This window comes from Deinococcus deserti VCD115 (genome assembly GCF_000020685.1).
GTDB lineage: Bacteria > Deinococcota > Deinococci > Deinococcales > Deinococcaceae > Deinococcus > Deinococcus deserti.
Window position 1 is genome coordinate 1,954,771 of record NC_012526.1, and the last position, 16,708, is coordinate 1,971,478.

Genomic DNA, 16,708 nt, shown 5'->3' on the forward strand with positions numbered 1-16,708 from the left:
GAGGGTGAGGAAAACGCACAGTGCGCCTCATATGAGGAACCCTAGAATGGTATGAATGCCGGAACGTAACGAGAGACTCTGCCTGCGTGCGGTGCAGCGGGCCGGTGGCATGTGAATACCGGACCATCTGTGCCACCCGAGCCGTCCACGCCCCCAGCGGGTGAGGAACAAATCCGCGTGCGACAACGGGCCAGGTGGCCATGGATTCTCCTGTTCACGACCGTGCTGCTGAGCGCACTGGTCGCGTTTTCACCGGCCCTGCTGGGGCGCTGGGTGCTGTCGCGCCTGGCCCAGGACGCAGAAATCAGTGTTGAGGGAGTTGGTGGCACGCTGTGGTCACCCAGTATTCGGGGGGCCCGGGTGGCTCTGCCGGGGCTGAATGCTCAGGCAGAACAGGCTGATGTCAGGGTCACGGGGATTGATCCACGCACCCGCACGGTTCGGCTGAATGTAGCGGTACGCGACGCGACTGTGAACCTGAAACTGAGCGAGCTGCTTTCAAGCACTGACGAACAGCAGGACGGTGGCTGGAAGGTCGTTCTGAGCGGCGTGGATGTCCATAGCACCCGCGTCAATGTCAATGGTCAGGGGCTGAACGTCCCCAATGGCTCGTTCAGTGCTGCCCGCACCGGGGATGGAACACTGGCGGTGCGCGGCCGCACCACCGAGGGCGAGCTGAATGCTGACGTCGTGATCGGTGAGAACAACGGAGTCAACACCTACCGAATTGACGTAGACGCCGATGCCCGGGTTCTGAACCATTACTGGCCGGGTGTAACAGCCGGGCGTATCACGGGCCGGTACCTCGTGGGTCAGGGCCCGGTCCACGGCGACCTCAACCTGCGCGGCGGCGCACTCCGGGTTCCTGACGCACGTTTTGTGGTGGTGCGCAACATTGCCGGAAGCGCCCGACACCGGGGCGATCAGATTGGTATCAAGCTGGCCGGACGTGGATGGAATGGCCCGGTCAATGCAAACGGCGGCGTGGACCTCAAGGCGCGCAACTGGACTCTGACGGCCGATGCCCGGCCGACTGTCTCCGGCCTCGCGCAGGCACTGGACACTGTTGGTGAAGGCCCGATGGAACTTCGGGTCACTGCTGGCGGCTGGAGCACCGTCCGGGTCAAGGGCTATGCCAAAGCGTCGGGTTCCTTTGCCCGTGTGCCGTTTCGTGACGCAAAAGCCGAGTACACCTACCTCAGCCGGGACGGCGACAAGGCCAGTCAGACCAATGATCTGGCGTTCAGTGCCCTGACCGCGCTGTCCGGCTCCCAGAAGCTCACCGCGCGCTGGGCCATCGGCCGTGAGGGCCGGGCGAGCTGGGTCGGAGACTTCGGCAGCCAGCCTCTCAACGTTCGCGGCGATATCAATGCCGAGAATGTGGTGGCCCTCTCGGGCGCGACCCTGGGTGGCCCGGTATCTGGCACGGTCGCCCTGAGAGGCACCCGTATCAATGCCGTTCTGAACCCCGACTACGGGGAGGCGCTGGCACGCGTGGCCCTGACTGGCACACCGGAAAATCTGCGTGCGGTGGTCAGTGGCGGCCAGGCCGGGCCTTTTTCGCTGGCTGGAGTCGTGACCTACAACGAGCGCGGTCTGAAAGCTGACCTGGGGCCAGTGCAGCTGGACCTGAACCGTGACCTGATCGGGAACTGGCAGGCACAAAACCTGAGCGGCCTGGGCGTGGCCCTGAACGGCAGCGGCCGGGTGAATCTTTCCAGTGGTGACGTGACCGGTCAGCTTTCGGCGCGGGTGCCTGGGCTGGAGGAAACGCTGACCGGGCCGGTCAGCGTGAATTATGTTCGGCAGCGCGGAACCTTCCGGCCAGGAGCACAGCGGCTGGTCTGGAACAACCGGGTGTTTGGAGCCAGCATGCGCAGCCTGCGTCTGGCCAACGGCATCCGGGTCAGCGGTGACCTGAACGTCACCAATGATCTGCGAGCTTACGGCGTCCTGCGGGCCCAGGGGGAGGGGTTCGATGTGCGGGCGGTGGGCCGCGGACGCACGGCCTCACTGCGCGGCACAGCCGGCGGCGTCACCGTGCTGGCTGACACAGAGCTTCAGTCACCATACCGGACTGCCGCGCGGGTGGAAGGCGCTGACATCCGCGGCACCCTGAGCGTAGGTCGGGCTCTCACCTTTACTCTCGTAACCGGCAGCCAGACCGCGCGCGGTACCCTTGAAGGGTACCGCCTGGACGCCACTGGCCGGGTGGATCTGGGTGCCCTGCGTCCGCTGCTGGGAGAGACGGACCTGAGCGGCACACTGGACCTGAACCTCGCAGGCCTGGGAGGCGGCGCCGACGTCAATGCCCGCGTGGCCGGCACCCAGATCACCGGCACGCTGACCCGCGCCGTCGGACCGGTGAATGCCAGGCTGCGGGTCCGCGCCGCGGATGGCGTCGAAGCGCAACTGGCCGGACAGGTCTACCCTGACGTGCAGACCTCCGGCATCGTGCGCGCTCAGGGCCAGACCCTGCAGGCCAGCGTCTCGGGTCCCTACGACGCCCTGCGTGCCCAGGTCACCGGGCAGACCACGGCTCTAGCGCTGGGCGGCGTGACTCTGCCAGCCCAGCCCGTCAATCTCAGAGCTACTCTTACTCCGGACCTCAGCGCGAGTGGCACCTGGGGCGGGTTGCGAGCCACCTATGAGGCTGACCGCGGCCTGATCCGCCTGACGGGTACCCAGGTGGCAAACGGTATTCGTGTCAGCGGAAATCTGACTGTCAACCGGGACCTGCAGGCCTTTGGAACGTTGCAGGCCCAGGGGGAGGGGTTCGATGTGCGGGCGGTGGGTCGGGGACGTACGGCCTCACTGCGCGGCACGGTGAACGGGGTGACGGTTGTCGCCGATACCGGCCTTCAGGCTCCTTTCCGCACCGTAGCGCGAGTGGTAGGCACGGACATCCGCGGCACCCTGAGCCTGGACCGCGGCGTGAATTTTTCGCTGGAAACCCGTGGCGAGACCGCCCGCGGCTCCCTGAATGGGAATCGCCTGGACGCCACTGGCCGGGTGGACCTGGGTGCTCTGCGGCCGCTGCTGGGAGAGACGGACCTGAGCGGCACACTGGACCTGAACCTCGCAGGCCTGGGAGGCGGCGCCGACGTCAATGCCCGCGTGGCCGGCACCCAGATCACCGGCACGCTGACCCGCGCCGTCGGACCGGTGAATGCCAGGCTGCGGGTCCGCGCCGCGGATGGCGTCGAAGCGCAACTGGCCGGACAGGTCTACCCTGACGTGCAGACCTCCGGCATCGTGCGCGCTCAGGGCCAGACCCTGCAGGCCAGCGTTTCGGGTCCCTACGACGCCCTGCGTGCCCAGGTCACCGGGCGGACTGGCGCCCTGACCTTCAACGGAGTCACGGTGCCAGCGCAGGGAGTTAACTTGCGTGCCACTTTGACGCCGGACCTCCGCGTCAACGGCACCTGGGGTGGGTTGCAGGCCACCTACGACGCTGACCGTGGTCTGGTTCGCCTGACCGGTACTCAGCTCCTGAGCGCTTTTGGCCGCACGGGGCAGGTGCAGGGCTCGGCCAGCTGGGGACCCGGGTTCCGTGGTCAGGTAGCAGCGCGCGGCACCCTGGAGGGCTACACCCTGAATCTGAACGGGCCCTGGCAGGCTCTGCGCGTACAGGCCAGCAGCCGTGAAGGGCTCCGCGCTTCCGGCACTGCGTCGTTACCCGATGGACGCTACGACCTGCGCGTGCGCGGCGCCGTGGCCAATGGCCTGTCCGTGGACGGCCGCGTCACCGGTCTGGGCGACCAGCCACGTGGCTCTCTGCGCGTCTTTGACGCGGCAGGGGGTTCAGCCCGCGTCACACTGCGCAGCCTGTCAGATTTCGATATCAATACAGCTGGGCTACAGATCGCCGGACAGACACTGCGGGGGTCCCTGCGAGCACAGAATGGACAGCTTGCCGGCACCCTGCGCGCCGGACCTCTGACCGTGGTCGCGGCGGGCGGCCGCCTGAATGCGACTGGCGAGTTTGCCGGGCAGCAGGTCCGTGCCAGCGGTCGTCTGACGCTTCCCAATCAGGTCTCGGACGTGAATGTCGTGGTCACAGGGCCATATTTCACGGCGAGCGCCACTGGCGATCTCGACGCCCTGCGCGGGACCCTGCGCCTGAACGCTCAGAACTTCGGCGCTGACCCGGCGCTTCTGACAGTACCGGCACAGGTGTTCCCCCTGACTGCGTCAGTGACTGACCTGCGCGTCAGCGCCGGAGGCCTGACCTACACCAATGGTCTCTGGAGCGGCGCCCAAAGAATTCGGTACGCCCTGAATACCCAGCCAGGCGAAGCACGTCTGACCGGCAACAGCAAGGTCCTTGCGGCCCTCCCCACCGGACCGCTGGGGGGCCAGGTCACGCTGCTGCCTGCGCTGGGAGGCACGGTCACCACGAGCCTCTCCCCCATTCTGGGCCGGTTGCCCCAGTCGGTGCGTCCACTGGTCGTCCCCGGCCAGCTGGTCGCCCAGCTCACGAGGAACGGCGCGCTGCTCCGGACAAACGGCACCCGCTATCAGGGCGCGCCCCTGAATCTGGACGCACGCCTGGGCTGGGTGCGCCGGATTACCCTGGCCGGCACGCTGACCCACCCCGGCACCCGGGTGCCGCTGCGGTATGACGGCCGGACCCTGACGGTCCGCGGAGCCTCACTGGACGCCCGGACCCTGGAGCCTGTCCTGTCCGGAGCACGGGGCCGCATGAACCTGGACCTGAACATTCCCGAGCTGGACTTTGAGCGCGCCAGCGGCCGGGCCCTGGTGGACCTGAGCGCCCAGGGTGAACGGGCGACGGGCCGCCTGAGCCTGTCGCGCGGGCAACTGAGCGCCGACCTGACCAGCACGATTGCAGACCGCACCATCCGGGTTTCTGGTCCGCTGTACCCCGAGGCCAACGCCGTGCTCAGTGTGGACGATGTTCGCGGCACGCTGACCGGCCGGGCCGAACAGGCTCTGATCCTCCGGGCAGCCGGAACGGTTGAGGGCCGCACCCTGAACCTCAGCGCCACGGCAACCGGCCTGACCGGATCACAGGCCCGCCTGGCCTTGAGCGGCAGTGCCGCAGGCGCGGTTGTGAACCTCACCGCGCAGCAGGGCCAAAGCACTGATCTGGTCGGATGGGGAGTTGCAGGCAGCCTGAACGTTCCGGACCTGCAGGCCCTGGCCGGCACGAGTGGCCGCGTCAGCGCCACCCTCAGCGGCACCTTGGGAGACCTGCGCCTGAACGCAGCAGGAACCGTAGGGGATGTGACCTTCAGCGCCCCCGCTTCCTTCCAGGACGGCACCCTGCGCCTGAGCGGCGCCTCGGCCGCCCTGAACGGAGTCCAGGCGCGCCTGTCTGGCACAGTATTCCCAGCCCTGAACCTGAGTGCCCGCGCTACGCTCACCGACTACCTGCCTGGAAGCTACACCGCACAGGTACGCGGCGCCCTGAGGAAGCCGGACATCTCTGTGCAGGGCAAGCTGCAGAACACACGAAGTGGACTGCAGGCCGGTGGCTCTGCGGTCACGGCGCGGCTGCTGGGCCAGGACTGGAAGGCTGGCTTCACCGGAGCTCCGCTTTCCGGCAGCCTGCGCGGCCAGTTGGGCACCAACGCCCTGGGTGGCTTGCAGACGGCGCGCCTGACCGTGCATGCTCCCTTTATCAGCGGTGACACGACCGTGCGCCTTGATGGCACGGCCGGGTGGAACACCCTTGCAGGCTGGACCGGTTCGCTACGCGCGGTGGGCGATGTCCCGGGAGGACCGCTGGACGCTGTGCTTGATGGCCGCGGCACCCTTAACGTGGCGGCGCGTGTGGGTCAGGGTGCCCGCTCCGCCAGTCTGACTGGGGCGCTGAGTGCCAACCTGCCGCTGCGGCCAGGCGGCGCCCTGACCCTGCAGGCCTTTGACGTAGGAGCACTCTGGGGCCGTACCGATCAGCTGCGCCTGACAGGTGGGGTTACCCTGGCAGGGCGCACATGGTCGGCGCTGGAAGCCGGCTTTACCGGCCGGGTACAGGACACGGCAGGCGACCTGAGCGGAGACCTGGGTGCCAGCTACAGCGCCGGGGATCTCAGCGTGCGTCTGGCCGGACCCAAAGTGGCTGGCGGAGCACTCCTGCGCAGCGGCCGTTACGAGGCGACCCTGCGGGCCGATACTGTTCGTCTTGCGCGCCTGCTGCCCGCCGGACTGGATGTCGACGCCCTGACCTTCGCGGGCACTCTGGAAGCCCGCGGCAGCCTGAACGCTTCACCGGAGCGCATTGTGCTGCGCAACGTGGCTCTGAAAGGCGAGCAGGCACAGACTGGGCCGTTCAGCCTGTACGGCTCGGCGACCTACACGCCAACCACTCTGGAAACGGCACTGGCTGGCAGCCTGCGTGGCGGCCTGCTGCGGGCCGACGGTGCCCTTCCGGCTGGAGTGCGCGTGACCGTGCGTGACCTTCCGACCAACTATGTGGGCGCGGCCTCACTGGGCAGGGGCACGCTGACCGCAGATCTCACCTTACGCGGAGCGGCGGCCGATCCCACCATGACCGGGACGGTCAATGCCAGCACTGAGAACCTCGATGCACTGCTGACCGTGGCGGGCCGGGTGCGCGACCCGCGTCTGAGCGCCCGCGCCACCCTGAAAGGCGACGCGAGCGGCACCCTGTATGCCGAGGCTTCGGACCTGGACCTGCAGCGCGGCACCTTGCGTACCCGGGTGTACGGCACGGTCATCCAGGACCAGAACAGGGCGACGCTGGACCTCAGCGGGATGTGGCCTCGCCTGGCCGGAACCGTGCAGGCGCAGGTAGACGGAATTGAGACGCCGGTGATCCTGCGCGGTGACGCCCAGGGCAATTACAACGTGAATGCCGGCGAGCTCGGCAGCGGCCGCCTGACCCTGACGGGCGGGCAGGGCCTGGTTCCGGGACTGAAAGGGCAGCTGGCTCTGACCCCGCTGCCCCTGGTAGACGGCACGGGTCAGCTGTCGGTGAGCGCCACGCTGGGCGGCACCCTCCTGGCCCCCACCCTGGCAGGCTCCCTGGCTTCCCGCGATGCAGTGGCCGCTGGCGTCGAGCTGCAGAATACGACTGGTACGTTCAGTGGTACCCTGGCCGGCCTGCGGGGCACACTGACCCAGTCTGGCCGCACGGTCGCCACTCTTGAGGGCCCACAGGCCCAGCTGAGTGACCTGCGCCTGAACGCCGCCGGAAGCATCCTGAGTGTCAGTGGCAACGCCGACCTCGGTGGCCGCACAGAGCTGAGCGTGGGTGCTACCGGAGCCCTGAAAGGAACCCTGAACGCCTCCTACGCCGCACAAGCCCTGAGCCTCCGGGGCAGCCTGGGTGGCCTGCAGGGACTGCGCGCGGCCGTGGATGTTCAGGCCAGTGCTCGCACCGGATGGCGCGGCACAGCGCGCGTCACAGGCGGGCCTCAGGGCGTGCTCTCGCGTCCGGTGCAACTGAGTGTTAGTGGACCTTTGAACCATCCCCTGGTACAGGGTGACGCCGGGCTGCTGGGCGCCGGGGCGCGCATCGTGGCCAACACATCAGGCGTGCAGGTGCGGCTGGTGGACGGTCCCGAAGCTTCGGCCAGTGGAGTCGTGGAGGTCAGGCCAGGAGAAACAGGGGCATGGCGCTGGAGCGGCGCAGTCAGCCTGAGCCGGCCCGAACTCAGCCTGAATGTGACTCCCAGCGGTCCGGTGGACGATCCGAGCGTGCTGCTCAGCGTGCGCCGCGGCGACTGGCGCGCCAGCGGCACAGCCGGCCTGTCCGGGGCCGACCTGACCGTAAGCGATGGTGAGCGCGCCGGCACACTGACCTGGGAGGACGGTCAGGTGGCGACCAATCTGCCTGGCCTCAATCTGGCCCGGCTTGGGCTCGATGGACTGGGAGGCACCCTGACGGCTCAGGGCAGCGTCACCACAGCGACCCAGGACGGTCAGGTGACGCTGCGGATTTCGGGGCTGCGCACGCCCTATACCCTCCCCTACCTGGGCGTGGATCTGGACGGTGAGGTCAGCGGGAATATCACCCTGCGTGCGGCGCGCCCAGCTGTTCAGGCAAGCCTGGCCCTGTCCAGCGGCACCCTGAACGTCACGGCTGCCCAGGGTCCGGACCACTGGACCGGACGCGTGGGTGGCCGCCTGACACGTGAATACGGCACGCTCAGCGTGGATGTCAATGCAGACAAAGGTGGGCTCCGCGGCACGCTGGACGCTGCGCGTTTCCCGCTGGACCTGGCTGGCCAGAACCTGCGTGCGGATGGACGCGTCACGCTGAACGGACAGACCTTTGAGGCCCGGCTGGTGGCCCGAAATACCATCAACGGGGACACGGCCGGCCAGGTCCGCGTGGACGCCTCGGGGGGCATCGCCGATCTGGTTCCAACCTTGCAGGGTGCCCTGGCCCTGCAACCGACCGAAGATGGCTACGGCCTCAGAGCAACGCTGAGCGACCTTGAAATTGCCGATCTGAAGATTGCTCCCGGCCTGTCCGGTCCGGTCAGCGGAGAAGCCAACCTGCGCGACGGCGGCGGCACCTTTACGCTCCGTTCTGACGTCCTGAAGGTCGGGCCGCGCACCCTGCGCGCCCGCTTGGAAGGAACCCAGGTATCCGGGGACTGGCGTATTCGTGGATTCCTGGGCCAGTCGGAGTTCACGGCGGGCCTGAATGCCGGTGAGGTCTTCGGGCAGGGCAACCTGCGGGGGCTGCCCTTGGGTGCGGCGGCTGCGGCCGCACTGGGCACCGTCCCAGGTGAGGGTGTGGTCACGGGTGTGGTCCGCTTCCGCTTCCCGCTGGCTGACCCGCAGGCCGGCGAGGCAACCGTGGTGGCCGAGCGTATCCGTGTCAGCGCCACCAGTGGCCAGGGCAAGGACGCTGTCACCGAAACCCTGATGGGCAGCGGCACCCTGGACTATGCCCGGCGCGAACTGCGGAGCATCAACGTGCAGCTCTCGGGCGCGGGAACGTGGGACGTGCGGGGCCAGTTCACGCGTGAGCGGGTCGACCTGACTGCGCAGTTCACGAACACCACCTTTACCCCGGTGCTGCAGCTGGTGCCGGGCCTTGCCGAGCTGGACCCCTCCCTGAAAGGCACGATCACCCTCAGCGCCGCAGGCACGTACGACCGCCCACGCGGTGTGCTGCGTGCCCAGAACCTGTCCGGCACAGTTGCCGGCCTGAGCCTGCAGGTGCCCTCCTTCTCCGGCGACCTGCCGGACAGCGGAGCATTCACGGGCGGCGGCCGGGTGCTGACCGGGGGCACGGTCGGCGCGGACCTGAACGTTACGCTGCGCGGCCAGCTCACACTGGGCGACCTGAGCGGCACGGTCATTACCGCCAGCGGCCTGCTGGCACCCGAAGCCCTGGGAGCGCTGCCCAACACCACCATGACCATTACCCAGGCGGCAGGCAACCGCTGGACCGTGGACGCCCAGAGCCGCAGCACCAACCCGGCAGCCGGCGCGGGCGTCCTGCAGCTCAGCGGAACGGTTGCCCCCCAGTGGGACCTGAGCGTCACGGCCCGGAACTACAACCTTCCCCTGGCCGTGATCTATGGACGCGAGAGCATCCTGAATGCTGACCTGCGCGCTGTCGATGACGGTGATCTGGTCCGGGTGACCGGGACGGCGGATTTCCTGCGCCTGATTCTGGGCCGTGTCAATGCCCCGGAAGTGATTCCTGCGCCCGGCCGCACCCGGACAGCCAGCGAAGGCGGGCGCACCACCGACGATTACGACAGCCCGCTCCCACCAGAGTTCACGACCTTCCCACGACCGGCTGAGGACGGTGAGGCAGCCCGCCCGGCATTGCCCTTCCTGGAACGGCTGGTGTTCGGCGATATTCTGCTGCGCGCTCCCAACGGAATCCGGGTGGACGAGAATCTGGCACGTGCCGAGTTCTCCGGCAGTCTGGTGCTGTCCGGTACCGGGGCCCGTCCCCTGGTGCGCGGCGACATCGTGGCGCAGCGCGGCGTGATCTTCCTTCGGGAAAACGAATTCAACATTACAGCCAGCACTGTGAATTTCAGTGGCGAGAGCCTCTACCCCCGCTTCACCCTCAATGCCACGGGCACGGTACTAGCAGCGTCCACGAGGCAGCGGGTGCCGGTGAACCTGAGTGTCGAGGGCAACTTCGTGACCCGCCCGGAAGGTGACCGGGGGCTGGAGCTGAACACCGTGCTCAGCTGCGCACCTTCCGCGGCCACCTCAAGTTGCTCCGACCCGGCCACCGGACTGGTGTACACCGAGGCCGAGCTGTATGCCCTGGTGGCTACCGGCGTGCCGAACCTCACGGCCCTGCCAAACAATCTGGCGTCGCTGGGGGCCAGCGCACTGCAGACCGCCCTGAATGTGTTCGTTCTGGGCGAGCTGGAACGCAGCCTCGCCAGGGCCTTCGGGCTGGATGTGTTCCGGCTGACACCGCAGCTGCTGAACGCGGACGGCTCGGTAGGAGCCACACTGACCGTCGGCTCGTATCTGACCCGCGAACTGTACCTGCAGTACCAGGTGAACCTCAACGGCGAGGGCCTGATCAACGCGACCTACAACACGCCTGACAACCGGTTTACCTTCCAGGTGAGCACACCACTGAACGGCCTGAACCTGCAGAGCATCCGCCCCAGCTTCAGTGCCGGGTACAACATCAACCCCCGTACCAGTGTCAGTATCGGTGTAGAAAGCGCTGAGGCCAGCACCCGGCTGCGTTTCGGCGTGACCTACCGTATCGGCGGACGCTGAACGAGACCAACCGGAAAACACAGGGGCCGCCCAGGAAACATTTCCTGGGCGGCCCTTCTTCGGGGCACCAGCGAGTAGCTCAGGCACGCAGACAGTCAGAAGGACCGTCTGACTGGAAAATCCTCAGACGGTCCTTCTGGTGATGCGAATCGAAAAAGCGCTTCAGGGCCTATCCCACTGAAACGCTGCGCCCGTTAGCGGCTGACGTTTGCGCGGGGTTCCAGCGCGTAGAAAGCCACCACGGCCACCAGGGTGCCCACCCAGCCGGGTGCGCTGCCCAGATCAAGCTCGAAGGGGCGGCCCAGCACGGTGCTGCCCAGTTGACCAGCCAGCTTCTCGCCGTTCTGGTGCGCCACGATGTTCCAGCCGACGATGGGCTCGCCCAGGAAGCCAGTCACGCGGTCCACACCCCGCAGGGTCAGCTTCTGCGCGCCCACGTTGCCACGCAGTTCGCCGTCCTGCAGCTCGATGCGTACGCTGTCAGGACCGACACTGCCCTGCACGCCGCGCTCGGTGATTTCCAGATTGATGTCCTTGCCGTGCAGCTTGCCGCCAGCCCGGCCCTTGATGGTGTCGCCGTCGATGGCGCAGCGGATATCGTACCCGTCCGCGCCGCCGAGACGGCCCCTGATGAGATCTTCCATGCGCGGAAGTATAGCGGAGGCGGAAGGCGCAGGCCGACCAGCCCTGCGGCGGATCACCTGTGGACCGAACGTTTTCCGCGCGCAGATCATGCTTCCGCGGAGCAGCGGCACTTTTTACAGCGCTTGATGCGCGCCAGCCCGGGTATGGTCATCCTGTACGCTCTTGCCGTACAGATGCCGGATGGCCGCGGCCATGGCCGCATTGACTGGCACCCGAGCTTCAAGCCATTCGAGGATCGCGAGTGCGGCCTGCGGAGTCCGGACGTACCCAGGTGCAAACGCTGGCAGCTGAGTGGCCACCTCCGGAAAACGCTGCTCGAAGCGCCGCTCCACGGCGAAGACGTCTTCCATGCCCTTGGTAGATGCCTCCAGATGCAATGCCAGACGAAACACACGGTCCAGGGCGTACCCCTGAACGAAGCGGAACGCCGAAAGTCGCTCGCCGCGTGCGTACCGTTGCAGCCCGACGAACAGGTTGGTCAGCGCTTCTCCTGTTTCCCCTTCCAGGTCCACGGGCGGCACTGAACGTCGCTGAGTGGGCCGGGCCAGGATGTCGGGAACGTCTTTTTTCTTCCAGACCATGCTGCCAGGCGCGAAGGGAATGCCCGGCAGCTCATGCGCTTCGAACACGGCGAATTCGCAGAAGATGCCGTCTTCATACAGGCACTTATACCCATCGGCAGTGTTCCGGAACAAAAACGCGAGGGGAGCGATGCAGGTCAGCCACGACAGATCAGCCAGAAGAGCTGCCTTCTGTCCGAGGTCGGCGACCACAAAGAAGTCGAGGTCAGAATAGTTGTCCAGGCGCCACTGCTCGGGCCCAGTCGAGCCAAGCCCGATCAATGCCTGGGCCTTTCCACTCTGCTCCAGGGACGCTGCAATTTCAGAAAGCCGATGTAGCAGCTGATCGGGGGACGCCATCCAAAAAGCTTATCCGGCGTCATGGAGCCGGGCTGCACCAGATGCGTCTGGCCAGCATTCCTCCTGACTCACGGTGGGTCCTAATTTCAGGACTGGATAAATCCCAGCTGCTCGAAGTACGCCCGGCGAGTCAAAACCGGGCCGCCTTGCCCAAGCTGAACCCTTCCGGCATTCCAGCGTTCGAACAGAATACGCAGCGCACCTGCCAGCAACGCGGCGCCGAACCATGCCTCGGGCGACTCGCTGAAGCGCAGGGTCTGACCGTCCCACGCCAGATGTGGACAGTCATCATCGTGCGCGGCCCAGAACATGCCGCCGCGCTGCCCATTCGGCCAGTCGCCCAGCCGCTGCGCACGTACCGTAAGAGGCGGCTCGCGCACCTGCTCGTCGTACTGCGGAGCGGCGTAGACCTCACTGTAGAGGTCATACAGACGCACCTGGAGATGGTGAGCCTGGGCACGCAGCCGGGCCTCTTCCCTGCCACTGAGACTGCCAGGTGGTCCATCCAGCGCCGCTCTCAGCGCGGAAAGCTGTGTTTCCACCGGGCCCAGCTGCTGGCGGGAAGTGGGTGGAGGTGGCGGCGGGGGCGGGTCACCCTCCAGGCTGCGGGCCGGATCGCTGTACTCCCGGCTGCCCCAACCCTGCGGCTCGCGCAACTGAGCGTCCTCAATGACCCACAGGCGATTGGCGACCTCGCGCGCAAAACGCCGGTCGTGGGTGACGATCACCACCGCACCGGCGTAGGCGTGCACCGCCGCCTCCAGAGCCTGGAGGGCCTCGACGTCCAGGTGGTTGGTAGGCTCGTCCAGCAGCAGCAGATCGGCCCGCAGCCCACTGACCAGCGCCAGCCCCGCGCGCGCCCGCTCGCCGCCGGACAGCACCTCGGGCGTCTTGAGCCAGTCGGCAGACGTGAACCCCGCGCCTCCCAGCAGGGCGGGCGCACGCGACCCGAAGCGCCGCTCGAACTGGGCCCGCAGGCCCTCACCCGGAGTCAGGCCGTGCCAGATCTGGTCCAGGCTGGCCACGCTGACCCCCACCGCCACCCGCAGGACCGGGGCCGACGCACCCTCGTCCGGAAAGGTTTCTCCGGCCAGCAGGCGCATCAGGGTGGTCTTGCCGGTGCCGTTGGCGCCCATCAGGGCCACCCGGTCTCCCTGACGCAGCTTGAACGCCACGTCATGCAGGACCATGTGATCGCCGTACCGCTTGCTCAGATGTTCACCCCAGGCCACCAGTTGCGCCCGTGCCGTGCCGGCCAGCAGACGCATGCGGAGCTGTCGTTCAGGCAGGGGGGCCTCGGTCACGGCCACCCGCTCGGCGCGGCTCCGCATGGCCGAGGACCGGCGCCCACGACGGTCGAGCCACTCCACACTGCCCTGCAGGCGGCTGGCTTCACGTTCTCCCAGGCGGTGTGCGCGGGCCTGGGTCCGGCGTTCGAGGTCGCGCTGGGCGCGGGCGCGGCTGTAACCACCCGGGTAGGCGGTGGCCTCGCCGGCCTCCAGCCACAGGCTGCGGGTCGCTACAACGTCGAGAAAATCCCGGTCGTGACTGGTCAGCAGCACGCCGCCCGGAAAGGTACGCAACCACTGCTCGAGCCACTCGCGCATCCGGATGTCCAGATGGTTTGTAGGTTCGTCCAGCACCAGCAGGTCCGGCTCGCGGGCCAGCGCCAACGCGAGCGCCAATCGGGTGCGCTCGCCGCCGGACAGGGTGGCAGCCTCCCTGCCCAGGAACCGGGTCAGGTCCAGCATGCCCAGAATTCGGCGCACGCGCGACGGCCAGGCGTAGGCCTCGGCCACCTCCAGGCGGGCGTGCAGGGCGCTCCAGGCTGCCAGCGTGTCAGGATCGCCCAGGTTGGCTTCCAGCGCCAGCAGTTCGGTTTCCTGCGTACGGTAGGGGTGCGAAGCGTCGACCAGTGCCCGCACGCTCAGACCCGGTGGATGGGCATGGTGCTGCGAAAGCACGCTCAGCCGCAGGTCTTCCCGTTGCCAGATCTCTCCCTCTTCGGCCCGCAACTCGCCGGTCACGATCCGCAGCAGGGTGGTTTTGCCCGCCCCGTTACGCCCCAGCAGGGCCACGCGCTCGCCTGAAGCGACACTCAGCGACACACCAGACAGCACCGGCCGCTCCCCGAAGGTCACGGCCAGCGCTTCGGCGCTCAGCAGGGTCGACACACCCTGGAGGCTAACAAAGTGCGCCCGCCCCGGCCAGTCGGTGAATGGCTTAATGGACGGCCTGAGTGCCTGTGCTGCTCAGGGGGTCTGGGTGGCCGGGGCGCTCAGGGGCACCTTGAGGGCCGTGGCCGTCAGGGAGCGTTTGCCCGCCTTGTAGCCGTTTTTGGACAGCACAAACGCCGTGACATTCAGGGCCTGAGCCGTCGTCAGGGTGCCAGGTTTGTTGCGGGGCATGTTTTTGGCGATGTAACCGTGAAGGTCAGCGACCGGCCGCTTGCCGTCAGCCCACTTTGCCAGGAACTTCTCGCCGATCAGGGCCGGTGAGCGGCCTCCCTGCAACTTGTCGCCGTGACAGCCCTGGCAGCTCTGGGTATACACTCGTGCGCCCAGGGTGACCTGTGCGGATGTGAAGCTGGGCATGGGCGCCGCAGCCGCCTGGCTGCTTCCGGTCTGGGCGCTGCCTGTCTGAGCACTTCCGGGCGCAGCGGCCAGAACTATGGCCAGCGCACCCGCGAGTCCCAGACTCGCGCCAGAAAGACGAAGTACAGAACGATGCATCATGGTCAACCTCCTGAACAAATCAAGGACATCGGAACCGGGGCACGTGATCTGGGGGACCTGAGGACAGAACCCGTCTATCGTACACCCGGACCACACTCCCTGAACCCCGGCCGGTATCATTGCGCCTGCCATGATGTGTCTTTCCTCGCCCGACACCCTTTCCACACCCAGAAGCTGGGTGGTGGCGGCCCTGTACCAGTTCCGGGCCATAGAAGACCCAGCCGCGCTCCGGGGCATCCTGCAGGACCTCGCCCAGGAGCTGCAGCTGTGTGGCACGCTGCTGGTGGCTTCCGAAGGCATCAACGGCACAGTGGCTGGCTCCCGTGAATCCATTACCGCCCTGCATGACCGCCTGCTGGAGCTGGGCTTTACCCGCCTGGAGTACAAGGAGAGCCTGAGCCCTCACCAGCCGTTCAAACGGCTGAAGGTCCGGCTGAAAAAGGAGATCGTGACGCTGGGAGTCCCGGTCGAGCCGCGTGAGCAGGTCGGCACCTATCTGAGCCCGGACGAGTGGAACGCCCTGACAGCCGATCCCGATGTCATCGTGGTGGACACCCGCAACCGCTACGAGGTCCAGGCCGGCACCTTTCAGGGAGCAGTCAATCCGGGTCTGGACAGCTTCCGGGAGTTCCCGGCGTGGGTGGATGAACATCTGGCCGGGGCCGAAGGCAAGCGCATCGCGATGTTCTGCACCGGCGGCATCCGCTGCGAGAAAAGCACCAGCCTGCTGCGGCAGAAGGGCTTCCAGGAGGTTTACCACCTGCAGGGGGGCATTCTGCGCTACCTGGAGGAAGTGCCGCGCGAAGAGAGCCGCTGGGAAGGCGAATGCTTCGTGTTTGACGGCCGGGTAACAGTCGGGCATGGACTGACGCCGGGAGGAGGCGAGATGTGTCACTCGTGCGGCTGGCCGCTGACCGGGGAAGATCTGGCCAGTCCCCGGTTCGAGCGTGGGGTGAGCTGCCCGCACTGCCACGCGGACACCACCGAGGCCCAGAAGGCCGCCTTCCGGGACCGCCAGCAGATGTACGACCGCGGGCAGCTGTGAGCGCGACTGCCACTTTGCTGGCGCCCGCTCAGCTGATTCTGGTGCGCCATGGACAGACCGCCCATAACCTGGAACGGCGCATGCAGGGACATATCGACGCGCTGCTGGACGACACCGGCCATGAGCAGGCCCGGAAGCTCGCCCAGCACCTCAAGGCCCTGGGTGTCCGCGATCCGCTGATTCACAGCAGCGACCTGCAGCGCGCCGCAGCCACCGCCGAGGCGCTGCACACAGTTCTGGGCGGCTCGCTGCACCGTTCCCCTGACCTGCGCGAGATCGGGCTGGGCGAGTGGGAAGGCCAGCTTTACGCCGAGATCGAGACCGCGCATCCGGAGCTGTACGGCCGCTTCTGGGATGGAGATCCGGACTGCTGCGCTCCGGGCGGCGAAACCCCTCAGCAGTGTGGGGACCGGGTGCTGAGGCACCTTGAGCGGCACTGGCCGGCTGCCGGACAGACTGTCATCGTGGTATCTCACGGCATTGCCGTCGGCGCCGCACTGACGCGGCTGCTGGGTCTGGATTACCAGCAGACCTTCCGCGAGCGCACGCTGCTTCATCTCAACACGGCGTACTCCACGCTGACGCTCGACCCCCAGACACGGGAGATCCGGAGTACCGTACTGGCGCAGTCCGGGCACCTGGACAGCTAA

Annotated in this window: 7 protein-coding genes; 3 read left to right on the forward strand and 4 right to left on the reverse strand. The window is 67.2% G+C overall.

Annotated features, from left to right (window positions below; all coding sequences use genetic code 11):
* Positions 1-177 precede the first annotated feature (177 nt).
* On the forward strand, positions 178-10,713 hold the full coding sequence (locus DEIDE_RS09290) for a translocation/assembly module TamB domain-containing protein (protein WP_012693700.1): 10,536 nt from the start codon (positions 178-180) through the stop codon (positions 10,711-10,713).
* 194 nt (positions 10,714-10,907) lie between these two features.
* Here the strand turns inward: DEIDE_RS09290 and DEIDE_RS09295 are convergent, their stop codons facing one another.
* The 4 genes from DEIDE_RS09295 to DEIDE_RS09310 all read right to left on the reverse strand — a co-directional run bounded on the left by DEIDE_RS09295 (position 10,908) and on the right by DEIDE_RS09310 (position 15,013).
* Positions 10,908-11,357, reverse strand: a complete 450-nt coding sequence (locus tag DEIDE_RS09295) for a hypothetical protein (RefSeq protein WP_012693701.1) — start codon at positions 11,355-11,357, stop codon at positions 10,908-10,910.
* A 114-nt stretch (positions 11,358-11,471) separates the two neighbouring features.
* Positions 11,472-12,278, reverse strand: coding sequence for a hypothetical protein (locus tag DEIDE_RS09300; protein ID WP_012693702.1), 807 nt, complete (start codon positions 12,276-12,278; stop codon positions 11,472-11,474).
* Between the two features lie 86 nt (positions 12,279-12,364).
* Positions 12,365-14,452, reverse strand: a complete 2,088-nt coding sequence (locus DEIDE_RS09305) for an ABC-F family ATP-binding cassette domain-containing protein (RefSeq protein WP_012693703.1) — start codon at positions 14,450-14,452, stop codon at positions 12,365-12,367.
* Between the two features lie 78 nt (positions 14,453-14,530).
* Complete coding sequence (locus DEIDE_RS09310; RefSeq protein WP_012693704.1) at positions 14,531-15,013, reverse strand: c-type cytochrome; 483 nt, start codon at positions 15,011-15,013, stop codon at positions 14,531-14,533.
* 130 nt (positions 15,014-15,143) lie between these two features.
* On the opposite strand from DEIDE_RS09310, the gene trhO reads away from it, so the two are divergent.
* Positions 15,144-16,058 carry an oxygen-dependent tRNA uridine(34) hydroxylase TrhO gene (trhO, locus tag DEIDE_RS09315; RefSeq protein WP_083764245.1) on the forward strand — a complete coding sequence of 305 codons (915 nt, stop codon included), beginning with the start codon at positions 15,144-15,146 and terminating at the stop codon, positions 16,056-16,058.
* Positions 16,055-16,708, forward strand: a complete 654-nt coding sequence (locus tag DEIDE_RS09320) for a histidine phosphatase family protein (protein ID WP_041227200.1) — start codon at positions 16,055-16,057, stop codon at positions 16,706-16,708. The genes trhO and DEIDE_RS09320 overlap by 4 nt, the downstream gene beginning before the upstream one ends.

Coding starts and splice junctions, on each gene's coding strand:
- DEIDE_RS09310 (WP_012693704.1), bottom strand. CDS start 15,013: ATGATGCATCGTTCTGTACTTCGTCTTTCTGGCGCGAGTCTGGGACTC.
- trhO (WP_083764245.1), top strand. CDS start 15,144: ATGATGTGTCTTTCCTCGCCCGACACCCTTTCCACACCCAGAAGCTGG.
- DEIDE_RS09295 (WP_012693701.1), bottom strand. CDS start 11,357: ATGGAAGATCTCATCAGGGGCCGTCTCGGCGGCGCGGACGGGTACGAT.
- DEIDE_RS09300 (WP_012693702.1), bottom strand. CDS start 12,278: ATGGCGTCCCCCGATCAGCTGCTACATCGGCTTTCTGAAATTGCAGCG.